This window comes from Streptomyces sp. Xyl84 (assembly GCF_059731885.1).
Genome location: NZ_AP029182.1, coordinates 2,538,687 through 2,562,956, shown reverse-complemented (window position 1 = coordinate 2,562,956; position 24,270 = coordinate 2,538,687). Strand labels below are relative to the sequence as shown.

Annotated in this window: 19 protein-coding genes; 14 read left to right on the top strand and 5 right to left on the bottom strand. The window is 73.5% G+C overall.

From position 1 onward, the window contains the following. Positions 1–44 precede the first annotated feature (44 nt). The 5 genes from AC6I72_RS10885 (at position 45) to nudC (ending at position 10,597) form a co-directional block, all read left to right on the top strand. Positions 45–431 (top strand): MGMT family protein, encoded by a 387-nt coding sequence (locus tag AC6I72_RS10885; RefSeq protein WP_498000599.1) that lies wholly within the window; start codon positions 45–47, stop codon positions 429–431. Between the two features lie 332 nt (positions 432–763). Then, a complete protein-coding gene (locus AC6I72_RS10880; RefSeq protein WP_498000598.1) occupies positions 764–4,237 on the top strand; it encodes an ATP-dependent helicase in 3,474 nt (1,157 codons plus the stop codon). A 138-nt stretch (positions 4,238–4,375) separates the two neighbouring features. Next, positions 4,376–8,086 (top strand): ATP-dependent helicase, encoded by a 3,711-nt coding sequence (locus tag AC6I72_RS10875; RefSeq protein WP_498000597.1) that lies wholly within the window; start codon positions 4,376–4,378, stop codon positions 8,084–8,086. 10 nt (positions 8,087–8,096) lie between these two features. After that, a complete protein-coding gene (locus AC6I72_RS10870) occupies positions 8,097–9,500 on the top strand; it encodes a dipeptidase (protein ID WP_498000596.1) in 1,404 nt (467 codons plus the stop codon). Between the two features lie 152 nt (positions 9,501–9,652). After that, positions 9,653–10,597, top strand: coding sequence for an NAD(+) diphosphatase (nudC, locus tag AC6I72_RS10865; RefSeq protein WP_498000595.1), 945 nt, complete (start codon positions 9,653–9,655; stop codon positions 10,595–10,597). A gap of 197 nt (positions 10,598–10,794) precedes the next feature. Here nudC and AC6I72_RS10860 read toward each other — a convergent pair whose 3' ends face one another. Next, entirely contained in the window at positions 10,795–11,037 is a 243-nt protein-coding gene (locus AC6I72_RS10860) for a mycoredoxin (RefSeq protein ID WP_037852025.1), read from the bottom strand. Positions 11,038–11,145: 108 nt separating this feature from the next. Between AC6I72_RS10860 and AC6I72_RS10855 the strand changes: the two genes are divergently transcribed. The 5 genes from AC6I72_RS10855 (at position 11,146) to AC6I72_RS10835 (ending at position 15,161) form a co-directional block, all read left to right on the top strand. Further along, a complete protein-coding gene (locus AC6I72_RS10855; RefSeq protein ID WP_498000594.1) occupies positions 11,146–13,449 on the top strand; it encodes an ATP-dependent DNA helicase UvrD2 in 2,304 nt (767 codons plus the stop codon). A 165-nt stretch (positions 13,450–13,614) separates the two neighbouring features. After that, positions 13,615–13,935 (top strand): hypothetical protein, encoded by a 321-nt coding sequence (locus tag AC6I72_RS10850; RefSeq protein ID WP_498000593.1) that lies wholly within the window; start codon positions 13,615–13,617, stop codon positions 13,933–13,935. Between the two features lie 175 nt (positions 13,936–14,110). Further along, positions 14,111–14,479, top strand: coding sequence for a WhiB family transcriptional regulator (locus AC6I72_RS10845; RefSeq protein WP_037852019.1), 369 nt, complete (start codon positions 14,111–14,113; stop codon positions 14,477–14,479). Next, positions 14,476–14,802 carry a putative WhiB-interacting protein gene (locus tag AC6I72_RS10840; protein WP_366725995.1) on the top strand — a complete coding sequence of 109 codons (327 nt, stop codon included), beginning with the start codon at positions 14,476–14,478 and terminating at the stop codon, positions 14,800–14,802. Before AC6I72_RS10845 ends, AC6I72_RS10840 begins: the two co-directional genes overlap by 4 nt. Before the next feature lie 131 nt (positions 14,803–14,933). Next, positions 14,934–15,161: a hypothetical protein gene (locus tag AC6I72_RS10835; RefSeq protein ID WP_498000592.1), complete on the top strand. Its 228-nt coding sequence runs from the start codon at positions 14,934–14,936 to the stop codon at positions 15,159–15,161. A 13-nt stretch (positions 15,162–15,174) separates the two neighbouring features. On the opposite strand, the gene AC6I72_RS10830 is transcribed toward AC6I72_RS10835, so the two are convergent. Both AC6I72_RS10830 and AC6I72_RS10825 read right to left on the bottom strand, forming a co-directional pair. Further along, positions 15,175–16,542, bottom strand: a complete 1,368-nt coding sequence (locus tag AC6I72_RS10830) for an ABC1 kinase family protein (protein WP_498000591.1) — start codon at positions 16,540–16,542, stop codon at positions 15,175–15,177. Beyond that, positions 16,535–17,749: a TOMM precursor leader peptide-binding protein gene (locus tag AC6I72_RS10825; protein WP_498000590.1), complete on the bottom strand. Its 1,215-nt coding sequence runs from the start codon at positions 17,747–17,749 to the stop codon at positions 16,535–16,537. Before AC6I72_RS10825 ends, AC6I72_RS10830 begins: the two co-directional genes overlap by 8 nt. A gap of 276 nt (positions 17,750–18,025) precedes the next feature. Here AC6I72_RS10825 and AC6I72_RS10820 point away from each other — a divergent pair, with 276 nt between their 5' ends. The 4 genes from AC6I72_RS10820 (at position 18,026) to AC6I72_RS10805 (ending at position 21,996) form a co-directional block, all read left to right on the top strand. After that, positions 18,026–18,622 (top strand): M48 metallopeptidase family protein, encoded by a 597-nt coding sequence (locus AC6I72_RS10820; RefSeq protein ID WP_498000589.1) that lies wholly within the window; start codon positions 18,026–18,028, stop codon positions 18,620–18,622. Positions 18,623–18,785: 163 nt separating this feature from the next. Beyond that, the gene (locus AC6I72_RS10815) at positions 18,786–20,534 is read left to right on the top strand and encodes a TerD family protein (protein ID WP_498000588.1); all 1,749 of its coding nucleotides are present in this window, start codon (positions 18,786–18,788) and stop codon (positions 20,532–20,534) included. 11 nt (positions 20,535–20,545) lie between these two features. After that, positions 20,546–21,226 carry an AIM24 family protein gene (locus AC6I72_RS10810; RefSeq protein WP_037852007.1) on the top strand — a complete coding sequence of 227 codons (681 nt, stop codon included), beginning with the start codon at positions 20,546–20,548 and terminating at the stop codon, positions 21,224–21,226. A 14-nt stretch (positions 21,227–21,240) separates the two neighbouring features. Next, a complete protein-coding gene (locus AC6I72_RS10805; protein ID WP_498000587.1) occupies positions 21,241–21,996 on the top strand; it encodes an AIM24 family protein in 756 nt (251 codons plus the stop codon). Between the two features lie 83 nt (positions 21,997–22,079). Here the strand turns inward: AC6I72_RS10805 and AC6I72_RS10800 are convergent, their stop codons facing one another. Next, positions 22,080–22,601: an NUDIX hydrolase gene (locus AC6I72_RS10800; RefSeq protein ID WP_498000586.1), complete on the bottom strand. Its 522-nt coding sequence runs from the start codon at positions 22,599–22,601 to the stop codon at positions 22,080–22,082. Further along, positions 22,598–24,079 carry a zinc-dependent metalloprotease gene (locus AC6I72_RS10795; RefSeq protein ID WP_498000585.1) on the bottom strand — a complete coding sequence of 494 codons (1,482 nt, stop codon included), beginning with the start codon at positions 24,077–24,079 and terminating at the stop codon, positions 22,598–22,600. The genes AC6I72_RS10800 and AC6I72_RS10795 overlap by 4 nt, the downstream gene beginning before the upstream one ends. Between the last annotated feature and the right edge of the window lie 191 nt (positions 24,080–24,270).

Here is a 24,270-nt window from a genome sequence, read left to right as displayed (position 1 = left end):
GCGGCCGGGCCGCACTGTCGGTGGCGTGGGGCAGGATGGGTGGGATGAGCGAAGTGAGCCTTGCGGACGACAGCGGCCCGGCCGGGACGCTGCCCGAGTACGCCGAGCGGGTCCTGGAGGTCGCCGAGGGCATCCCCGCGGGCCGGGTCATGACGTACGGGGACGTCGCCGAGTGGCTGGAGGAGGGAGGGCCCCGCCAGGTGGGCCGCGTCATGGCGCTCTACGGCGGCGCCGTCCCCTGGTGGCGGGTCGTCCGCGCGGACGGCGTCCTGCTCCCGGGGCACGAACTGAGAGCGCTCGCCCACTACCGCTCCGAGGGCACGCCGCTGCGCCAGGCGGGCAGGACGGCCGAGGGCCACCTGCCCCGGCTCGACATGCGGCGGGCCCGCTGGGACGGCGACGGCGGCGAACGTGCGCAGGGTCACACCTGACAGCTTCCGCCATCCGGCCCGCCCATGGGGAGCCCGGGACCCGTACGAGCGAATCCCGGCACGTGCGCGTGATGCCGTACGTTCGTGCATCGAGAGACACACGCGACGGCAGCGCTCGCCGTATCCGCCGTGGGCGGCCGCGAAGCCGGTCCGGCCCGCGGGAAGCAGGGGAAGCCCTGCTTCCGGAGGGGGCGCGGGCGTAGCGTCGGCCGAGCGTGTCCCCCTCACCCCGAGGCCACCGCCCGCCGCGGCCGGCGGACCTCCCCCGCGGCCACGGCGCTCCGCGTCGGCCGCGACCCAATCCAGCACACCCACCAGGACCGGCGAACCACGTGAGCTCCTCTTCCTCCACCAGGCACCTGCCGCACCACGAGGTGCGGCAGGGGGACCGTGGCGCTTACCGACTGGTGCGTACCCCGCCGGCCCGGCCTGATCCCCCTCGTCTGGACGCCGCCCAGCGTGCCGTGGTTGACCACCGGGCCGGTCCGCTGCTCGTCCTCGCGGGCCCCGGCACCGGCAAGACCACGACCCTGGTCGAGTCCGTCGCCGCACGGATCGCCCGGGGGCAGGACCCCGAGCGGATCCTGGTGCTGACCTTCAGCCGCAAGGCCGCCATGGAACTGCGCGACCGCATGGCACAGCGCGTCGGAGCGGCCCGTGCGCCCCGGGCGACCACCTTCCACTCCTTCTGCTACGCCCTCGTCCGCGCTCACCAGGACACCGGTCTGTTCGTGGAGCCGCTGCGGCTGTTGTCCGGACCCGAGCAGGACGTGACCGTCCGCGACCTCCTGGCCGGCCAGGTCGACCTGGAACGACTGGGCCTGGCCCATGTGCGCTGGCCCGACGAACTGCGCGCCTGCCTGACCACCCGCGGCTTCGCCGACGAGGTCCGCGCCGTCCTCGCCCGCAGCCGGGAACTGGGCCTCGGCCCCGACGCGCTCGCGGCGTTCGCGCGCCGCATCGGCCGCCCCGACTGGCAGGCCGCCGCCGCCTTCCTCGCCGAGTACCTCGACGTCCTCGACCTCCAGGGCGTCCTCGACTACGCCGAACTCGTGCACCGCGCGGTGCTCCTCGCCGGCCGCCCCGATGTCGCCGAGCGGCTCGCCGCGCAGTACGACGTCGTCTGCGTGGACGAGTACCAGGACACCGATCCGGCGCAGGTGCGGCTGCTGCGCGCGATGGCGGGAGGCGGCAGGACCCTGCTCGCCTTCGGCGACCCCGACCAGTCGATCTACGCGTTCCGGGGCGCGGACGTCAACGGCATCCTCGACTTCCCGCGGACGTTCCCCGGCGCGGACGGCCGCCCCGCCCCCGTCGCCGTGCTGCGCACCTCCCGCCGCTCCGGCGGCGCGCTGCTGGCCGCCACCCGCCTGCTCACCCGGCGCATGCCCCTCACCCGGCTCCCGGCCGACAAGGTCCGCGCCCACCGGGAGCTGATCCCGGTGACGGACGGCGGGCGCGTCGAGGTCCACACGTACCCGACGGCGGGCACCGAGGTGGACAACATCGCCGACATCCTGCGCCGTGCCCACCTGGAGGACGGCGTCCCCTGGGGCGAGATGGCCGTGCTGGTACGCGCGGGCGCCCGCACCATACCGACCCTGCGCCGCGCGCTGACGGCCGCCGGTGTGCCACTGGACGTCGACGGCGACGACCTGCCGCTGCGCCACGAACCGGCGGTCACGCCGCTGCTGACCGCCCTGCGCGCGGTGGCGACGGCCGAAGCGGCCCCGCGCGCCGCGACGACGTCCGCCGGACAGTCCGTGGAACAGGGCCTCGAACACTTTGAACAGGGCGTCGAACAACCCGGCGAGCCGCCCGCCGACGACGAGCAGATCGCCGCCCCGGTGGCTGCCGCGCGACCCGACCGCACCGAGGCGCGGGAGGCCCCGCAGACGGCCGCCGCCGAGACCGCCGCGCAGGCCGGACCCTGCTGGCTGGACACCGAAACCGCCCTGGCCCTCCTCGCCTCGCCCCTCGCCGGCATGGACACCGCCGACCTGCGCCGTCTCGGCCGCGCGCTGCGCGAGGAGGAGCGCGCCGCGGGCAATCCCCTGCCCCCGTCCTCGAACGACCTGCTCGCACGGGCACTGGCCGAACCCGAACGCCTGGTGACCCACGACCCCGCGTACGCGCGCGGTGCCCAGCGTCTCGGCGCGCTGCTCAGGAAGGCCAGGGAGCGCCTGGCGGGCGGCGGTACCGCAGAGGAGGCGCTGTGGGACCTGTGGGAGGGCACTCCGTGGCCCGCGCGCCTGGAACGTGCCACCCGGCGCGGCGGCGCCGCCGGCCGCAACGCCGACCGGGACCTGGACGCCGTGTGCGCGCTGTTCGCGACCGCCGCGCGCGCGGAGGAGCGCACCGGCGGCCGCGGCGCGCTGAACTTCCTGGAGGAGGTCGAGGCCCAGGACATCGCCGCCGACACGCTCACACGGCGTGCCGTGCGCCCGGACGCGGTGCGCCTGATGACCGCGCACCGCTCCAAGGGCCTCCAGTGGCGCCTCGTCGTCGTCGCGGGCGTCCAGGAAGGGCTGTGGCCGGACCTGCGGCGCCGCGGCTCCCTGCTGGAGGCGGACCGCATCGGGCGCGACGGCCTCGCCGAGCCGCTCACCCCCGGCGCCCTGCTGGCCGAGGAGCGCCGGCTCTTCTACGTGGCCGCCACGCGCGCGCGTGAACGCCTGGTCGTGACCGCGGTGAAGGCACCCGCGGACGACGGCGACCAGCCCTCACGCTTCCTGACCGAACTGGGTGTCGAACCGAAGGACGTCACCTGCCGTCCCCGCCGCCCGCTGTCCGTCGCGGCCCTGGTCGCCGAGCTGCGTGCCACGACCGTGGACCCGCGCGTGTCCGACGCCCTGCGCGAGGCCGCCGCCCGCCGCCTGGCCCGGCTCGCCGCCCTCGCCGACGAGGAGGGCCGCCCGCTCGTCCCCTCGGCGCACCCCTACCGGTGGTGGGGCATGGCCGAACCGACCGAGAGCAAGGTTCCGCTGCGCGACCGCGACCAGCCGGTCGTGCTCTCCGGCAGCGCCCTCGACCAGCTCGCCCACACCTGCGCCCTGCAGTGGTTCCTGGGCCGCGAGGTGAAGGCGGACGCTCCTGCGAGCGCCGCCCAGGGCTTCGGCAACGTGGTGCACGTCCTCGCCGACGAGGTCGCCTCCGGCCGGACGCCCGCCGACCTCGCCGTCCTCATGGAGCGCCTGGAGACCGTCTGGAACGCCCTGGCCTTCGACGCGCCCTGGAAGTCGCGGCAGGAGCGGGAGAACGCGCGCGTGGCGCTCGAACGCTTCCTGAAATGGCACGTCCTGGACCGCGCCGGCCGGACACCGGTGGCCAGCGAGCACGACTTCGACGTGACGTTGAGCGCGGGCGGCCACCAGGTGCGCATCCGAGGCTCCATGGACCGGGTGGAGACCGACGGCGAGGGCCGCGCGTACGTCGTCGACTTCAAGACCGGCAGACAGGCACCCACCGGCGCCGAGGTGGCCCGCCATCCCCAGCTCGCCGTCTACCAGCTCGCCGTCCGCGAGGGCGCCGTCGACGACGCCTTCGACGGCGGCCGCCCCGAGCCGGGCGGCGCCGAACTGGTCCAGCTGCGGCAGGGCGCGGCCAAGCGGGACGGCGGGGAGACCCTGCCGAAGGTGCAGGCCCAGGAGCCGCTGGAGGGGGAGTGGGTCGGTGACCTGCTGGCCACCGCCGCCGGGAAGGTCCTCGACGAGCGGTTCACGCCGACCGCGGGGCAGCACTGCACCCACTGCGCGTTCCGTGCCTCCTGCAGCGCACGGCCGGAAGGCCGCCAGGTCGTCGAGTGACCCGGGCGGCCCGCCCGGTGGCGAGCGAGCCCGCCGGCCCGCGTGACGTACGGCACCACCTGGGCTGACCTGCGCTTCTTCGGTTCCGGCAGGTGAACCGGGCACCGGTTGTCAGTGCCCGCCGCTAGCCTTTTCGACGTGCCCGCCCGTATCACCGATCCCGAACAGCTCAAGGCACTGCTCGGGATCCCCTTCACCCCGGAGCAGACGGCCTGCATCACCGCGCCGCCCGCCCCGCAGGTGATCGTGGCCGGAGCCGGGTCGGGGAAGACGACCGTGATGGCGGCCCGCGTGGTCTGGCTGGTGGGCACCGGCCAGGTCGCCCCCGAACAGGTCCTCGGCCTGACCTTCACCAACAAGGCGGCCGGTGAGCTGGCCGAGCGGGTCCGCACGGCACTGGTCCGGGCCGGCGTCACCGACCCCGACGTCATCGACCCGGACCGTCCGCCCGGCGAGCCGGTGATCTCCACCTACCACGCCTTCGCCGGCCGTCTCCTGGCCGACCACGGCCTGCGCATCGGCCTGGAGCCCACCACCCGCCTGCTCGCCGACGCCACCCGCTACCAGCTCGCCGCACGCGTCCTGCGCGAGGCCCCCGGCCCCTACCCGGCACTGACCCGTTCCTTCCCGGACCTGGTCAGCGACCTCCTCGCTCTCGACGCCGAGCTGGCCGAGCACCTGGTGCGACCCGAGGACCTGCGCGCGTGGGACGCCGGACTGCTGGACACCCTCCAGGGCGCCAAGCTCACCAACGCCGACCTGCGCAAGGTCCCCGAGACGGCAGCCGCCCGCCGGGACCTGGCCGAGCTGGTGCTGCGCTACCGGGCCGCCAAACGCGAGCGCGACCTGCTGGACTTCGGCGACCAGATCGCCCTCGCCGCGCGGCTCGCCCGCCTCCCCGAGGTCGGCCGGGTGCTGCGCGACGAGTTCCGGGTGGTCCTCCTGGACGAGTACCAGGACACCTCGGTCGCCCAGCGCCTCCTGCTGGCGGGCCTGTTCGGCGACGGCACGGGCCACCCCGTCACCGCCGTCGGTGACCCCTGCCAGGCGATCTACGGCTGGCGTGGGGCCTCCGTCGCCAACCTCGACGACTTCCCCGAGCACTTCCCGCATGCCGACGGCCGGCCCGCCACCCGGCAGGCCCTCAGCGAGAACCGGCGCAGCGGCGGCCGGCTCCTCGACCTCGCCAACGGCCTCGCCGAGCCCCTGCGGGCCATGCACGCGGGCGTGGAAGCCCTCCGCCCGGCCCCCGGAGCCGAACGCGACGGACTGGTGCGCTGCGCGCTGCTGCGCACCCACGCCGAGGAGATCGGGTGGCTCGCCGACTCGATCGCCCACCTGGTGCGGACCGGCAAGGCACCTGGTGAGATCGCGGTCCTGTGCCGTACGGCGGCCGACTTCGCCGAGATCCAGGGTGCCCTGGTCGCCCGTGACGTCCCCGTCGAGGTGGTCGGCCTGTCCGGGCTGCTCCACCTGCCCGAGGTCGCCGACCTCGTCGCCGTGTGCGAGGTCCTGCAGGACCCGGGGGCCAACGCCTCCCTGGTACGGCTGCTGACCGGCCCGCGGTGGCGGATCGGCCCGCGCGACCTGGCGCTCCTCGGACGCCGGGCGCGGCTGCTCGTCGCCCACGCGCGCGCGGACGGCGACGACGACCCGGACCGACGGCTCGCCGAGGCGGTCGAGGGCGTCGACCCGGCCGAGGTGGTCTCCCTGGCCGACGCCCTCGACACGTTCCTGGAGACGCCCCTGGACGGCCGGGGCGGCGACGACGGGCTGCCGTTCTCGCCGGACGCGCGCGTGCGCTTCGCGCGGCTCGCCGCCGAGCTGCGCGACCTGCGCCGCTCCCTGTCCGACCCGCTGATGGACGTCCTGCACCGGGTGCTGGCCGTCACCGGCCTGGAGGTGGAACTGTCGGCGTCCCCGCATGCCCTGGCCGCCCGCCGCCGCGAGACCCTGTCGAACTTCCTGGACGTCGCCGCCTCCTTCGCCGCCCACGAGAGCGAGGCGTCCCTGCTGGCCTTCCTCGCTTTCCTGCGCACCGCCGCCCAGTACGAGAAGGGCCTCGACAACGCGCTGCCCGGCGGCGAGAACACGGTCAAGGTGCTCACCGCGCACCGCTCCAAGGGTTTGGAGTGGGACGTCGTCGCCGTCCCCGGACTGGTCACCGGCGCCTTCCCGAGCGGGCAGGGCCGGGAGAAGTGGACCAGCCAGGGCAAGGTCCTCCCGCACGCCCTGCGCGGCGACGCCGACACCCTGCCCGACGTCGGCAGCTGGGACGCACGCGGCATGAAGGCCTTCCACGAGGCCATGAAGGACCACCAGCACACCGAGGAACTGCGCCTCGGCTACGTCACCTTCACCCGCCCGCGCTCACTGCTGCTCGGCTCCGGCCACTGGTGGGGACCGAGCCAGAAGAAGCCTCGCGGCCCCTCCGGCTTCCTGCTGGCGCTGCACGACCACTGCGCGGCCGGGTACGGCGAGACCGAGGTCTGGGCGGAGCAACCGGAGGAGGACGAGGAGAACCCGGTCCTGCACCGTGCCGAGGCGGATCAGGTCTGGCCCCTGCCGCTGGACGAGACGGCCCTGGCCCGCCGCCGCGCCGCCGCCGCGACGGTCCTGGCCCACCTCGACGACCTCGCCGCCCGCGCGGACGCCCGCGGCCTCCCGCCGGCCGCGCACACACCGGACTCCCACGACGACCCGGACTGGCCCCCGCCCCCGCGGGACGACGCGCCTTCTTACGACGAGGCACCCCCTTTCGACGAGGCACCCCCCTTCGACGACGCACCGCCTTTCGACGACGGGGTCCCCGCCGAGGACGAGCCCGGCGACTGGGACTCCTGGAGCGCCGACCGCCCCGCCCCCGCGATCCCGCACCAGGCGACCTCCGGCGAGGGACGCACCCCCGGATCCCGCCGGGCGCCCGCTGCGGAACACGACCCGGAAGCCGCCCCGGAACACGGACGGGAACACGCCCCGGTACACGGACCGGAGCCCGCCCTGGAACACGGACCGGAACGCGTCCCGGAGCCCGAACCGGAACGCGTCCCGGAGCCCGAACCCGCGCACCTCACTCCGGAGGAAGCCCGCACCGTCGCCTCCTGGGACCGCGACCTCGACGCACTCACCGGAGAGCTTCGCCGTGCCCGGCAGAGCGTCGTCGACGTCCCCCTGCCGGCGACCCTGACCGCCTCCCAGCTGATGCGCCTGGCGGCGGACCCGGACGGCTTCGCACGGGAACTCGCGCGTCCCATGCCGCTCCCTCCGCAACCGGCCGCACGCCGTGGCACCCGTTTCCACGCCTGGGTCGAGACCCGCTTCGAGGCGCTCACCCTGCCCCTGCTGGAGCCCGAGGAGCTGCCCGGCTCCGACGCCGAGATCCTCGACGAGCAGGACCTGGAAGCCCTCAAGGCAGCCTTCGAACGCACTCCGTACGCCCGCCGCACCCCCCACCGCGTCGAGGCGCCCTTCCAGCTGGAGATCGCCGGCCGCGTCGTCCGTGGCCGGATCGACGCCGTCTACAAGGAGGGCGAAGGCCGGGAGGTGACGTACGAGATCGTCGACTGGAAGACGCACCGCTCCCGCACGGCGGACCCGCTCCAGCTCGCCGTGTACCGGCTGGCCTGGGCCGAACGGCACGGACTGCCCCTGGAGCGGGTCGCGGCAGCGTTCGTGTACGTACGCACCGGAGAGGTCGTACGCCCGGACCCGCTGCCGGACCGGGCCGCGCTGGAACGGCTGCTGCTGGACGACCCCCGGCCCGGCGCCCAGGAGGGACCCCCGCCCCGGCCGCGGCCCGGTCCGCAGTGTGACGAACCGCCCGAACCGGATGCCACCGCGGGCCGATAGGCTCGGGAGCATGAGCCAGACCCCGGACAGCGCCGTCCGCACGTACATCGAGCAGCACCGCGCCGCCTTCCTCGACGACCTCGCCGAGTGGCTGCGCATCCCTTCCGTGTCGGCGCAGCCCGACCACGCGCCCGACGTACGGCGCAGCGCCGACTGGCTCGCCGCCAAGCTCAAGGAGACCGGTTTCCCCACCGCCGAGGTCTGGCAGACCCCGGGCGCCCCGGCCGTCTACGCCGAGTGGCCCTCGGACGACCCCGGCGCCCCCACCGTCCTGGTCTACGGCCACCACGACGTGCAGCCCGCCGCCCGCGAGGACGGCTGGGACACCGAGCCCTTCGAGCCGGTCGTCCGGGACAACCGGCTCCACGCGCGCGGGGCGGCCGACGACAAGGGCCAGGTGTTCTTCCACACACTCGGTGTCCGCGCCCACCTGGCCGCCACCGGGCGCACCACCCCGGCCGTCCACCTCAAGCTGCTGATCGAGGGCGAGGAGGAGTCCGGCTCCCCGCACTTCCGCGCCCTGGTCGACAGCCGTGCGGACCGGCTCGCCGCCGACGCGGTGATCGTCTCCGACACGGGCATGTGGTCCGAGGACACGCCCACGGTGTGCACCGGCATGCGCGGACTCGCCGAGTGCGAGATCCGCCTGTACGGCCCGGACCAGGACATCCACTCCGGCTCCTTCGGCGGTGCCGTGCCCAACCCGGCGACCGCCGCCGCCCGCCTGGTCGCCGCGCTGCACGACGAACACGCGCGCGTGGCCGTCCCCGGCTTCTACGACGGCGTCGTGGAGCTGACCGACCGCGAACGCGCCCTCTTCGCCGAACTGCCCTTCGACGAGGCACAGTGGCTGCGCACCGCCAAGTCGTACGCCGCCCGGGGAGAGGCCGGGCACACCACCCTGGAGCGGATCTGGGCCCGCCCCACCGCCGAGGTCAACGGCATCGGGGGCGGTTACCAGGGCCCCGGCAGCAAGACGATCATCCCGTCCACGGCCATGGTGAAGCTGTCGTTCCGCCTGGTCGCGGGCCAGGACCCCGACCACGTCGAGAAGGCTGTCCGCGCCTGGATCGACGAACAGGTGCCCGACGGGATCCGGCACGAGACGGTGTTCGGCGCGGCCACCCGCCCGTGCCTGACCCCGCTGGACCACCCGGCGCTGCAGTCCGTGGTCCGTGCCATGAGCAGGGCCTTCCAGACCCCCGTCCGCTTCACCCGTGAGGGCGGCTCCGGGCCGGCCGCCGACCTCCAGGAGGTGCTGGGCGCCCCCGTGCTCTTCCTGGGCATCTCCGTCCCCTCCGACGGCTGGCACGCCCCGAACGAGAAGGTCGAGCTGGACCTGCTGCTCAAGGGCGTCGAGACCAGCGCGTACCTGTGGGGCGATCTCGCCGGGCACTGGCGCGATGCACCCTGACCCACCGCCGTCCGGGACGCCGTCGCACGAGGGGCACACTGGAGGGGCCGCCCCGCGCCCTTGACGTCCCGCCGGACCCGGCCCCCTCCTGCCGTACGTCCCGCTGAACCGCCGCCGAATCAACCGTTGCACCGGGGGAGTTGGAAGCACCCGTGACCACCTGGACCGACCACACCGCAGACCGCCCCGTCTCGCTCACCGCGCCCAGCGGCATCGACCGGGCCGCCCACCACCGGCTCGACGAGGCCTGGCTCGCCGCGGCATGGAGCCACCCCACCACCCGCTGCTTCGTGGTCTCCGGCGGCCAGGCACTCATCGACGAGACACCCGACGGCCGCACCGAACTCGTCATGACCCCGTCCTTCGAAGCCCCCCTCACCGAGGCGCACCGCTACTTCCTCGGCACCGACGACGAGGGCGTCAGCTACTTCGCGCTGCAGAAGGACTCGCTGCCCGGCCGGATGGACCAGTCCGCGCGCCCGGCGGGACTGCGCGAGGCCGGCCTGCTGCTGTCACCCCGCGACGCCGGTCTGATGGTGCACGCGGTGGCCCTGGAGAACTGGCAGCGGCTGCACCGCTTCTGCTCCCGCTGCGGGGAGCGCACCGTGATCGCCGCGGCCGGCCACATCCGCCGCTGCCCGGCCTGCGGCGCCGAGCACTACCCGCGCACCGACCCCGCGGTGATCATGGCGGTCACCGACGACGAGGACCGTATCCTCCTGGGCCGCCAGGTGCACTGGCCGGAGGGCCGCTTCTCCACGCTCGCCGGTTTCGTCGAGCCGGGGGAGTCCATCGAGCAGTCGGTGCGCCGCGAGGTCCACGAGGAGGTCGGCATCGCCGTCGGCGAGGTCGAGTACGTCGCCAGCCAGCCCTGGCCGTTCCCCTCCAGCCTCATGCTCGGCTTCATGGCGCACGCCACCTCCACCGACATCGACGTCGACGGCGACGAGATCCACGAGGCCCGCTGGTTCTCCCGCGAGGAGCTGCTCGCGGCGTTCGAGTCCGGCGAGGTCCTGCCGCCCTACGGCATCTCCATCGCGGCCCGGCTCATCGAACTCTGGTACGGCAAGCCGCTGCCGACGAGGACCTTCGTCTGAGCCAGGCCCAGGCCCAGGTCCCGACCGCGCCGGGCCCGCGCTGAGCGCGACAGCCCGGCAGTCCGGCAGGAGAGCACGCCGAGCCCCCCGGCCGCGGCCCCGCAGGCGCACGAAGGCGGCCCCCGTGATCCAGCGATCACGGGGGCCGCCTTCCGCGCGTGCCGAGCACGGTTCCCCGCACGGGGCAGGGGACGGACTCAGACGCCGATCTTCTGCTTGACCTGCGCCAGCGACGGGTTCGTCAGCGTCGACCCGTCCTCGAAGAGCACGGTCGGCACCGTCTGGTTGCCGCCGTTCGCCTTCTCGACGAAGGCCGCCGACTCCGGGTCCTGCTCGATGTTGATCTCGTTGTACGCGATGCCTTCGCGGTCCATCTGGCTCTTGAGCCGGCGGCAGTAGCCGCACCACGTGGTGCTGTACATCGTCACAGTGCCCGGCATGTCTCTCGCGCTCCTTCAGCGGGTCGGGGACGTAGTGGTCGCAGTCGATGAACGTACGTCACCGCCCCCCGCATTCCCACGGGGGGTATCGACGCCCGGGGGAGGCGGGTGAGTCCCGTCGCATTAGTACGACTGCGAGGGGCCGCCTGTGGACAACCAGCTCACCCGTCTCCCGCGACCTGGCAGCATGGCTGTGTGACAGCAGCAACGCACTCCACCCTCTTCCCGCAGGTACCGGACTCTGCCGACGCGGTGCTCGAAGGGCTCGACCCCGAGCAGCGCGAGGTCGCCACCGCGCTGCACGGCCCGGTGTGCGTGCTGGCGGGAGCCGGGACGGGAAAGACCCGCGCGATCACCCACCGGATCGCCTACGGCGTGCGCGCCGGGATCCTCCAGCCCTCCAGCGTGCTCGCCGTCACGTTCACCAACCGCGCCGCGGGCGAGATGCGCGGTCGGCTGCGCCAGCTCGGTGCCCAGGGCGTCCAGGCCCGCACCTTCCACTCCGCCGCCCTGCGTCAGCTCCAGTACTTCTGGCCGAAAGCGGTCGGTGGCACCATGCCCCGGCTCGTGGACCGCAAGATCCAGCTCGTGGCGGACGCGGCCGCGGCCTGCCGCATCCGGCTGGACCGCGGCGAGCTGCGGGACGTCACCGCGGAGATCGAGTGGGCCAAGGTCACCCAGACCGTCCCGGCCGACTACGCCCTCGCAGCAGCGAAGGCCGGTCGCGAAACCCCCCGTGACCCGGCCGAGGTCGCCCAGCTGTACTCGGTCTACGAAGACCTCAAGCGGGACCGCTCGGTCATCGACTTCGAGGACGTCCTGCTGCTGACCGTCGCCATCCTTCAGGACCGTCGCGACGTCGCCGAACAGGTCCGCGCCCAGTACCAGCACTTCGTGGTGGACGAGTACCAGGACGTCAGCCCCCTGCAGCAGCGCCTGCTGGAACTGTGGCTGGGGGAGCGGGACAGCGTCTGCGTCGTCGGTGACGCCAGCCAGACCATTTATTCGTTCACAGGAGCAACCCCCGACCATCTCCTCGACTTCCGCGTCCGGCACCCGCAAGCCACCGTCGTCAAACTGGTCCGCGACTACCGCTCCACCCCCCAGGTCGTCCGTCTCGCCAACGGGCTGCTCGCCCAGGCACGCGGCCGCGCCGCCGACCACCGGCTGGAACTGGTCTCGCAGCGCCCCGCGGGCCCGGAGCCGGACTACACCGAGTACGCGGACGAGCCCGCCGAGGCCGAGGGCGCGGCCCGCCGCATCCACGACCTCATCGCCTCCGGGGTCCCGGCGAGCGAGATCGCGGTCCTGTTCCGGACGAACGCCCAGTCCGAGATCTACGAGCAGGCCCTGGCGGACGCCGGGGTGCCCTACCAGCTGCGCGGCGCCGAGCGCTTCTTCGACCGGCCCGAGGTCCGCAAGGCGAGCGTCGCCCTGCGGGCCGCTGCCCGCTTCGGAGGCAACGACTCCCTCCTCGACGAGGCCGTCGACCTGCCTTCCCAGGTGCGTGCCGTGCTGTCGGGCGAGGGCTGGACCGCCCAGCCCCCGGCCGGCTCGGGTGCCGTCAGGGAGCGCTGGGAGTCGCTGGCCGCGCTGGTGAACCTCGCTCGGGACTTCGCCGCCGCCCGGCCGGGCGCCACCCTCGCCGACCTCGTGGCCGAACTCGACGAACGGGCGAACGCCCAGCACGCCCCCACCGTCCAGGGCGTCACCCTCGCCTCCCTGCACTCGGCCAAGGGCCTGGAATGGGACGTCGTCTTCCTCGTCGGCGTCGGCGAGGGCATGATCCCGATCACCTACGCCAGGACGGACGAACAGATCGAGGAGGAGCGCCGCCTGCTCTACGTCGGCGTCACCCGCGCCCGCGAGCGGCTGCACCTGTCCTGGTCCCTGACCCGCACGCCGGGCGGTCGTCCCAGCCGCCGCCCCAGCCGCTTCCTCGACGGACTTCGCCCCGGCTCGGCCGCCGTGGCCGGCCGGGGCGGCCGGGGCGCGGCCGGAGGGATCGAACGCGGGACCGCGGCGGCGGGGGGCACTGCGGCCCGGGGGCCGCAGGCCGCCACCCGGCGGATGCAGCGGGTTCCGGCCCGGTGCCGGGTCTGCGGCCGCACCCTCACCGACGCCGGCGAGATGAAGCTGATGCGCTGCGACGGCTGCCCCTCCGACATGGACGAGGGCCTGTACGAGCGGCTGCGCGAGTGGCGGGAGGAGCAGGCGCGGCTCAGCGGGCAGCCCGCCTTCTGCGTCTTCACCGACAGAACCCTGATGGCGATCGCCGAGGCCGCCCCCGACGACGCCCGCGAGCTGGCGCGCATCCCCGGTGTCGGGACACGTAAGCTGCGCCGTCACGGAGCCGATGTTCTCGCCATCTGCACAGGTCAGGAGCGTACGGGCACAGTGATCGACGACTGATGCGAACTCGTCGGAAAAATAGTTTGCGCATGCCCGGGGAATCCCCATAGGTTCTTGGTCACGGGAACAGCGGTCTTCCTTGAGGCCCTGACTCCGTGTTGTACTTGCATATCCGTACGGACTGGCTCACCCCAGTCCCCCAGACGCCGAGAGGAGGCGAGTCCAGTGATCAGCATCAAGAGCAGCTTCTTCAGCACCGCCAAAATGACCGATCGCTCGGTCGCTTCCCTGTGCATGCTCGGCGTCTCGGACCAGGGCACCGGTGTGTCCGGCGTTCGCGCCGTGCGCTCCGAGTCCTTCCTGTCCATCGCGGGTCTTCCTGTCCGCGAGCGCAATGAGCGACCGACCGAGGCACTGGAAGCAGTAGCGGCACAGGCGCATGCCTATGCCTTTGCGGCGGCCGGTGCCGGTATCCGGAAGCAGACGACGCAGCACCACCTGATGTGGGCCTTCCGTGGGCCAGAACCCTGGAGTGATCCAGCCTGATCGTCGATCAGGCCGGCGCCTTCAGGGCCGCGGAACCCCACCCGGGATCCGCGGCCCTTCTGTTTTTCCCGAACGGGGACGACAGACCGAAGGGGCCTCGGGACAAGAAAAGAACCCGGTACCCAGCCGACACCCGGCCGACCCGGCCGGACCGACCAGACGAGGAAGACCACCCGTGCAACTCGAAGCGCACGCCCCGTCCGTACCGCCTTCCGACACGATCCCCAAGCCCGGTCTCACGGAGGACCCCGCCTTGATCCCGCTCACCGCGCTCACCGCGCTCGACGACGCCATCGAGAACCTCGGCGTGCCCGTCCCCTGCCGTTCCTACGACCCGGAGGTCTTCTTCGCCGAGTCGCCGGCGGACGTGGAGTACGCCAAGTCCCTGTGCCGCACCTGCCCGCTGATCGAGGCCTGCCTCGCCGGCGCCAAGGAGCGGCGCGAGCCCTGGGGCGTCTGGGGCGGCGAACTGTTCGTCCAGGGCGTTGTCGTCGCCCGGAAGCGGCCGCGTGGCCGCCCGCGCAAGAACCCGGTTGCGGCATGAACATCGCAGGAACCATCGATCGCCCCCTCACGCACGACCCCCAGAAGCAGGCCCCGATGAAGCCGTCCGCCCCCAGCGAGCCCGCAGGCTCCGCCACCGAAGACGTCACCACCACCGGCGCGAACGACTCGCGACAGAACAGGACCCGAGAGATGCAACTCATCCCAGAAGCCATGGCTCGTGCGCATATGCAGGAGCGGCTGCACGAGGTGGAGCGCGAACGCCTGGCCGTGCGCCTGGTGACCGCCCGCCGGATGCAGCGCCGCGCCGAGCGCGCCTCGCGGCGCGCCCGCCGCGCGCTCGCCATGGCGGTCATGCAGTAACCGCCACACCGCTCAGCGGTGGCCTCCCGGCCGGGAAGGCGCCTCTGCGTTCGCGGGGCCGGTCCGTTCGCACGGACCGGCCCCGCGGTGCGTCACGCCCGCCGTCCCCGGCGCGGAGGTATCGTCACCCCGTGACGCGTCCCTGCGCAGACCCCGACGGAGAGCCCGGCGCCCACGGAGCCGGCGGCGACGCCCGGCGGCCGCCCGTGAGCTGCGCCCGCTGCGGCACCTCGGCGCCACAACCGCCTCCCACCTGGACCTGTTCCGTCGAGGACGGAGTGCGCCGCTACTTCTGCGACGCCTGCTCCCGTGAGCACCTGCGGTCGATCGAGGGACGGCTCGACTCCGCCTGGTGGTGATCCCCTGTGCGGCTCACGCCTCGACGACGGCCTCTTCCTCCTCCTCCGCCCCGGTGACGAAGCCCGGCAGCCACTCCTCCAGCTCGTCCCTCAGCCGTACCGTGGCGCCCAGCTGGCACAGCACGCCGATCGTGCTCAGCGTCACACGGTGGATCAGCAGGTACGCCGGGGGCAGATTGAGCCGTTTGCCCAGCTGGTAGGCGGGGGAGCGGGGATCGGCGATGCGGGCCGCCTGGCTGCGCATCCAGCCCCGGGTGAACGTGAACTCCTCCACCTGGGCCGGTTCGATGATCGGCAGCAGGTAGTCGAGCACGGCGTCCGGGTCCAGCTCGATCGACTCCTTGACGAAGCCCTCCGCGCACAGCATGTCGTAGACCGCGTCGGCCTCGCCGTCCAGCGTCATCCGCAGGGACGCGCCGATCGGCTCCGGCAGGCCGCCGGGCAGCCGGTCGACGGTGCCGAAGTCCAGGACACCCAGGCGCCAGTCGTCCTCACCCTCGGGGCCGCCGGGGAGCAGGCGGAAGTTGCCCGGGTGCGGGTCGGCGTGGAGCAGGCCGGTGCGGGCGGGGCCCGAGAACAGGAACCGGGCGAGGAGCTGGCCGGCGCGGTCGCGCTGCTCCTGGGTGCCGTCCGCGATCACCTCCGCCAGCGGGACACCGTCGATCCACTCGGTGACCAGGACCTGCTCGCACTGGTGGACCACCGCCGGGACCACGACGTCCGGGTCGTCCGCGAACTCCTCCGCGTGCGCCTGCTGCGCCTCCGCCTCCAGGCCGTAGTCCAGTTCCTCGGAGACCCGGTCCCTCAGCTCCGCGATGAGGGGCTTGATGTCCATGCCGGGGATCAGCGGCCCCAGCAGGCGGGCGAACCTGCTCAACTGCGCCAGGTCGGACAGCAGGGCCTCACCGGCACCGGGGTACTGGACCTTGACGGCCACCTCACGGCCGTCGTGCCACACCGCCCGGTGCACCTGGCCGATGGAGGCCGCCGCGGCCGGTTTGTCCTCGAACTCCTCGAACAGCGCACGCCAGTCCGTCCCCAGCCGCTCCTCCAGCACGGCGTGCACCGTGCGCGTCGGCATCGGCGGCGCGGCTTCCTGGAGCTTGGTCAGAGCCGCCCGGTAGGGGCCGGCGACCTCCTCGGGCAGCGCCGACTCGAAGACGGACAGGGCCTGCCCGAACTTCATCGCGCCGCCCTTCAGCTCGCCGAGCACCTTGAAGAGCTGATCGGCCGTGCGCTGCTGCAGCTCCCGGCCGACGATCTCCGCGGACTCGCCCACGATCCGTTTGCCGAGGCCCCAGGTCGCTCTCCCGGCGAAGCCGAGCGGGAGCGCGGCGAGCTTGGCGGTCCGGGTGACCGCCTTCCGGGGAAGATCAGACATGCGCCCTCCAAGTCCCAGCAAGCCGTGTCGCGTCCGCCTGCGGGCGGGGCGTGGACGACGGCTGTTGCCCCGCCATTGTCGCGCGTGGACCGGCCTCCTTTGAGGTGTCTTCCGCCACGGAATCGCGCACCGCCCCGCAGGCGCAGTCCGGATGCGGCCACACCGGGCGCCCGTGCCAGTTCAGCGCGGGCGCCGACACTTCCCAGCGGGCGCCCGCGCTGGAGGGCGAGTCCCCGTCCAGGAAGGCCAGCGCGTGGGCCGCCGCCAGTCCCGCGACGGTCGTGGCGAGGGCCAGGTCGCAGGGGCGTACCCGGGGCTGCCTGCCGGACCGCCACTGGGCCACCAGCCGCGGCCACGTCTCGTCCCGGTCCGCGCGCCCCCGGTGCAGACACTCCGCGCAGCTCGTCAGCCCGGGCAGGACCAGGGGCCCCACGACACCGGTGGCCTCCACCACCCCGGCGTACAGATGAGGGGTGCCCGACGCGATCAGGGGAGCCGCCGCGGCCGGATCGGGCGCGTACACCGAGACGTCGTCGCGCGGGGCGAGGACGACCAGTGAATGACCGGTCTCCTCCGCCCCGGACGGCGTCCCCCGGCCTTGGCGCACCGGACGGCCCGGGGCGGCCCGGCGCACGGCCCGGCGCGCCGCGGCGTCCCTGCGCTCACCCACGGCGTCGGCGGGCAGCCCTCCGGGGGCGACGTCCCACGGTTCCACGCAGCCGCCGTCCATCACCTCGACCTCGCCGACACCCGCACCGGACAGCAGGGCGGCCAGCACCGCCCCCACCCGGCCCGCGCCGCGCACCTGCACCCGCATACCGCGCCGGGCGGCCAGCCGGTCGATCGCCTCACCCGGTTCACGGGTCAGGACGGACAGGGCGGCGAGGTCGGGCCCCAGCCGGTCCATGACCTCTTTCCTCGCCCGCAGCTCACCGGCCTCCGCGCCGCCGCCGCGCGCGTCGTCCAGAAGACCGGCGCGGGCCAGCCGCTCCACGAGCAGGTCGACATGCCCCTCGGGCAGGTCCATGCGGTGGCCCTGCTCCCGCAGCAGGGGCAGTCCGCGTGTGCCGTTGAGCAGGTCGAGGAAGCTCCCCGTCGCGGTGTCGACGGGTCCCAGGGTCAGGGCGTGCGCGGGTGTCATCCCGAACTGCACGGTGTTGAGATCGCGCCAGCCGCGCCGCAGCGCGGGTTTCACCATCGGATGCATGAGCGGCCCCCGTAGCCGGATGGATGAGACAGCAGGAAGAGAAACGGATGAGACAGCAGAAAGGGGAGGGGAACGAGAGGGAAGAGAGGTACGGCTGCCGGGGAGCCGGTCATGCTCCGCCGACGAGTGCCAGCATGCCCGCTCCCGCCGGACGGTGCCGAAAGTTGTCCACAGGCGGTGGGGATTCGTCGTACGAATCGGACCGTCGGTGGGGGATCGGCGGGGAACCGTCCGGCAGCCGGGACTTCCACCGCGTACACCCGGTAACGTCGGGGCGTGTCCGCCGACCCACTGCACCGCGCCGGAACGCCGCAACGCGGCAGGACGAGCCCGCCGCCGAGCGGCCCGGCGGCGGGTCCCATCGAGGTCCGCAGGAGTACCCGCCGCCGCAGGACGGTCTCCGCGTACCGCGACGGCGACCGCACCGTCGTGCTCATCCCCGCCCGGATGTCCGAGGCGGAGGAGCGGCGCTGGGTGAACGTCATGCTCGGCAAGCTGGCCGCCCAGGAGAGCCGCCGGTCGCCCGGTGACACGGAACTGGCCGCTCGCGCCGCACGGCTCTCGGCGCAGTACTACGACGGCAGGGCGCGGCCCGCCTCGGTCCGCTGGGTCACCAACCAGAACACCCGCTGGGGCTCGTGCACCCCGGCCGAGGGCAGCATCCGGCTCTCGCACCGTCTCCGGGGCATGCCCGAGTACGTCGTCGACTACGTACTCCTGCACGAACTGGCCCACCTGCTGGTGCCCGGTCACGGCCCCGACTTCTGGCGTCTCCTGGAGGCCTACCCGCGCACCGAGCGGGCCCGCGGCTACCTGGAGGGGGTGGCCGCGGCGGCGCGGCTGCCGCATCCGCCCGCCGACCCGGACGAGTGAGCGCTCGTCCCTCCTGAAACGGCGAGCGGGGCGCCCCGAGGGGCGTACGCCACGGCCGCGCGGGGATTGTGTACCGGGTCTGTACCGGCTTGGTCCGGTGTCGGACTTTGCCGCTAGCCTGACGCGACGCACTCGCACTCGGGATGGGGGACGGTCGTTACGCATGCCCAGGGAATTCCAACGCGGCCACAAGGCCAGGATCAGTGACCTGACCGCGGGCACGGATCTGTACGTGGGAGTACAGATCTCCGGCCCCGGACTGACCTTCGACATCAGCTGCTTCGGACTCGACGCCGGGGAACGGCTCTCCGACGACCGGTACTTCGTCTTCTTCAACCAGCCGAAGTCCCCCGAGGAGGCCATCCAGCTGCTGGGCGCGCAGGCCGGCGACACGGAGTCCTTCAGGGTCACGCTCGACCGGATCCCGCCGCAGATCCAGAAACTGTCGTTCACGGCGACCATCGACGGCGCGGGGCAGATGTCGCAGATCGCCCCCGGCTACCTGCGCATCGTCGCGGGCGGCGAGGAGGTGGCCCGGTACGCCTTCACCGGCGCGGAGTTCTCCACCGAGCGGGCCGTGATGCTGGGGGACATCTACCTCAAGGACGTCTGGCGGTTCGCCGCGGTCGGACAGGGGTTCGACGGCGGCCTCGAAGCCCTCCTGAAGAACTTCGGCGGCGAGGTACTGGAAGAAGAGGCACCCGCCCCGGCAGCACCGCAGCAGGCGCAGTCCGGCGGGGCACCCGGCTTCGCCCCGCCCGCCCAGGCGGCCGCTCCACCCCCCTTCGGCGCCCCCGCCGGCTCGCCGCCCGCCTCCCCGGCCCCGTCGGCACCCGCTCCGGCCCCGGCGGCCCCGCCGCAGCCCGCCGCCCAGGGCTACGCGCCGCCCCCCGGATCCACTCCGCAGCCCGGCCCGCCGGCACCGGCGCCCGCCCCCTCCGTGCACGCCGCACCGACCCTCATCGCGCCCGTGAACCCGCCCGGAGGCACCGTCCCGCCGCCGGCCCCGGCTCCGGCGCCCTACGGCCAGCCGGGCCACCAGCCGCCGTACGGCCAGCCGGCCCCCGGCCCGGCGGCACCCCCGCCCCCGGGCTACGGCCGGCCCCCGGCGCCCCACGCCCCGACCGCGCCGCCCGGTTACGGCCAGCCCGCGCCGCCCGCCGATTACGGCCGGCAGCCGCAGTTCGGGCAGGTCCCCGGACAGCCCGCCCCCTACGGGGCTCCCCAGGGCGGCGGCCACGCACCCCAGGGCGCCGGTGTGGCCGCCGCGCTCCAGCGGTTCAAGGAGACGCCCACCGGTCAGCGCTGGACGCTGCAGAACGGCAAGCTGATCCGCGCCGACCTCGGCACGGGCGGGCAGCCCGTCCTCGCCCGGCAGGGCAGCATGGTGCTCTACCAGGGCAAGGTCGACTTCAGCTACAAGGGCGCCGGCTTCGCGGGCCGCATCGTCGGCAACGCCACCGGCCAGGAGATGCAGCTCATGCGCTGCACGGGCCAGGGCCAGGTGTTCTTCGCCGAGAACTCCGCCCACCTGCACCCGGTCGAACTGCAGGGCGACGCGATCTGCGTCTCGGCGGAGAACGTCCTCGCCTTCGACGAGAGCCTGCAGTACGAGGTCCGCCGCATCGAGGGGCACGGCATCCCCGGCGGCGCGCTGTTCACGATGCAGTTCCAGGGCACCGGCACCGTCGTCGTCAAGACGCACGGCACGCCCGTCGTCCTGCCGGTGACCCCGACGACGTTCGTCGACTCCAACGCCGTCGTCGCCTGGTCCGCCGCCGCCCAGGTGATCGTCTCCAGCCAGGTGCGCATGCGCCGCAACGCCTACCCGGGACACACCGGGGAGGGCGTCAACCTGCAGTTCCGGGCCGCGCCCGGCAACTTCGTCGTCGTCCAGCCCTACGAGGTCTGAGGGAGCCCGTCATGAACCAGCCGCTCGCGGGCTACGCCCCCGCACCCGTCACCGCCCGCATGGAGAACCACGGCAGCCACATGCTGAAGGTCGCCATGCAGACCGGGAACGACCTCTTCGCGCGCGTGGGGTCGATGGTCGCCTACGAGGGCTTCGTCCAGTACGAGCCCAACCCGCCGGCCGTGCGCCAGATCGCCCGGGACTGGATCACCGGCGAGGGCGCGCCGCTGATGAAGTGCACCGGCGACGGCCTGCTCTACCTCGCCGACTACGGTGCCGACGTGGTCGTCATCAACCTGGGCGGGGACGCCATCTCGGTCAACGCCACGAACCTGCTGGCCTTCGACGCGCACCTCCAGTGGGGCGTGGAGCGGGTCAAGGGACTGGCGAAGTTCGCCGGGCAGGGCCTGTGGAACACCAAGATCTCCGGCCAGGGGTGGGTCGCGCTGACCTCCCGCGGCAAGCCGATCGTCGTCGACTGCGGCGGCGGGGAGGACGAGACCTACGTCGACCCGGACGCGCTCGTCGCCTGGTCACCGAACCTGAAGGTGAAGGGCAAGCGGAGCTTCAAGGCGCAGTCCCTGATCGGGCGGGGCAGCGGCGAGGCCTACCAGATGGCGTTCTCCGGACAGGGCATCGTCGTCGTCCAGCCCAGCGAGGACAGCACCGACCGCCTCCGGATCCGGGGCTGAGGGGGAGACAGAACATGCAGAGCCCGCTTTTCGCCCACAACGACGTCCAGAGCCAGGAGCGCTGGAGTCTGCAGAACAAGCAGATGCTGCGCGTCGTCCTGGAGGGCCACGACGACATCCTGGCCCGCAAGGGGACGATGGTCGCCTACCAGGGCATGGTCGAGTTCGACGCCGAGTACCAGAACAACGACCAGGGGCGCGCGCGTGCCTACACGGGCGAGGGCCTGGACCTGATGCGCTGCCACGGGCAGGGCACCGTCTTCCTCGCCAACCTCGCCCAGTACGTGCACGTCATGGACGTCGAGCAGGACGGCCTCACGGTCGACAGCAGCTACGTCCTGGCGATGGACTCCTCGCTGCACCACGAGGTCATCGCCGTCGACAGCATGTACGGCATCTCCGGCTCGGGGAAGTACCAGCTGAACATCACGGGCCGCGGCAAGGTGGCCCTGATGACCTCCGGGGCGCCGCTGATGATGCAGGTGACGCCCGACAAGTACGTCAACTGCGACGCGGACGCCATCGTCGCCTGGTCCACGGGGCTGCGGGTGCAGATGCAGGCCCAGACCCACTCCTCGGGGGTGTGGCGGCGCCGCGGCAACACGGGGGAGGGCTGGGAGCTGAGCTTCATGGGCAGCGGCTACGCGCTCGTCCAGCCCAGTGAGCTGCTGCCGCCGCAGAACGCGGTGATCGGGCAGGGCCTCGCCGCGCAGTTCGGCATGGGCCAGCAGGGGGCCCGGGGGCAGAACCAGGGCAACGTCTGGAGCTGAGCGGGCGGGCCTGCGAGGCCGGACACGGGTGAGGGGCGACCGCCGACGTGGTCGCCCCTCCCATCCACCCTGACGGGCCCCGTTCAGAGCCTGGCCCGCGTGGCCTCCAGCAGCCGTACGACCGACTCGTCCGCCACGTCCGGCACCTCGTCGAAGGCGAACCAGCGCAGATCCAGCGACTCGTCGGAGATCGCCTCGACGGCCCCGGGCGGGGCGAGCACGGCGTACTGCACGTCGAGGTGCCAGTGGCACGGCGGCGGGATCGGATGCCGGTCCAGCCGCACCGGACCGCCCGGGAGCAGAGTGAGCCCCGCGATGCCGGACTCCTCCGTGGCCTCCCGCAGTGCGGCGGCCGCGACGGTGGCGTCGCCCGGTTCGCAGTGGCCGCCCATCTGCAGCCACATGCGCAGCTTCTTGTGCAGGGTCAGCAGCACCCGGCCGCGCTCGGGGTCGATCACCAGGGCGCTCGCGGTGATGTGCCCCGCCCCGCAGGCCTTCCACATGCCGTCCGGGTGCGCGGCCAGATGGTCCAGGTAGGCCTGGCGCAGCTCCGTCTGGTCCTCGTAGCCCTTGAGCACGAGGACCGCGTCGTCGAAGAGGCTCACTCGGCGCCGTCGTCCTTGCCCTCGCCGTCCGAGGGGCCCTTGTCCCCGTCGCCGTCCCCGGCCTGGCCCTCGTCCGCGTCCTTCTTGTGCAGGTCCGGCTTGCCGCGCGCCGCCTCGCCGAGCATCTTGTCCAGCTCGGAGAAGTCCAGCTGCTCGCGGTGCACGAAGCCGTCCGGGTCGTCCAGGTCGGCGGCGGTCGGCAGCATGTCCGGGTGGGCCCACAGGGCGTCCCGGCCCTCGACCCCGCGCGCGTCCGTGAGCGAGGCCCACAGACGGGACGCGTCCCGCAGCCGGCGCGGACGCAGCTCCAGGCCGATCAGCGTGGCGAACGTCTGCTCGGCAGGGCCGCCCGAGGCCCGGCGGCGGCGCAGCGTCTCCCGCAGCGCGTCGGCGGACGACAGACGGGGCTTCGCGGCGGCGTGCACCACCGCGTCCACCCAGCCCTCCACGAGCGCCAGGGCGGTCTCCAGACGAGCCAGGGCGGCCTTCTGCTCCGGGGTGTCCTCCGGCTGGAACATGCCCTGCTGGAGGGCGTCCTGCAACTGCTCGGGGTTCTGCGGGTCGAACTGGCCGACCACGTCCTCCAGCTTGGCGGTGTCGACCTTGATCCCGCGCGCGTAGCCGTCGACCGCGCCGAACAGGTGCGAACGCAGCCACGGCACGTGCGCGAACAGCCGCTGGTGGGCGGCCTCGCGCAGCGCGAGGTACAGCCGCACCTCCTCCTGGGGCACCCCCAGGTCCTTGCCGAACTTCTCCACGTTCACCGGGAGCAGCGCGGCCTTGCCGGCCGGGGCGAGCGGCAGGCCGATGTCGGTCGAGCCGACGACCTCGCCGGCCAGCACGCCCACGGCCTGCCCGATCTGCGTGCCGAACATGGCGCCGCCCATGGAGCGCATCATGCCGATGAGCGGGCCGGCCATGGCCTGCATCTCCTCGGGCAGCACGTCGCCCATGGCACTGCCGACGCGCTCGGCGACCGGGTCGACCAGCTCCTGCCAGGCGGGAAGGGTCGCCTCGACCCACTCCGCGCGCGACCACGCCACCGTCGAGGCGGCGCCCGAGGGCAGGGACGTCGCGTCGTCCAGCCACAGGTCGGCCAGGCGGACGGCCTCCTGGACGGCGGTGCGCTCGGCGGCGCCGACGCTGGCGTCCTTCGTGCCGTCGGAGGTGCCCTGGGAGACCGTCTGGCGGGCGATCTGCTTGGCCATGTCCCAGTTCACCGGGCCGCCCTCGTAGGAGAGCATCTGGCCGAGCTGCTGGAAGGCGGCGCCCAGGTCGGTGGGGTTCAGCGAGCCGAACATCGCTGCGAGCGGATTGTCGGCGCCGGGCCCGCCAAAGCCTCCGGCTCCGGGCAGCCCGAAACCGAACGGGTTGGCCGGCCCCTGCCCACCGCCGCTCTGCTGGTCCTTCTTCTTGCCCTCGTCGCCGTCGTCCGGCTCCTCCGGCGGAAGGCCGAATCCGAATGGGGTGTCACTCACGGGGTTCCTCGGCTGGTAAGGCCACCGGTTCTTTCCGGCGGCGCGGCTGCCCGACAACACCACCCAGCGTAGACACCGTGAGCGGTTCGGGGCTCGGTGCTTCGCCGACAGGACGCCTGCGGCAGGATGGATGCCACCTGGTACGTACGCGTCGTTCGCGCCCGTATGGAAGACAACCGCTGGAGACGCCC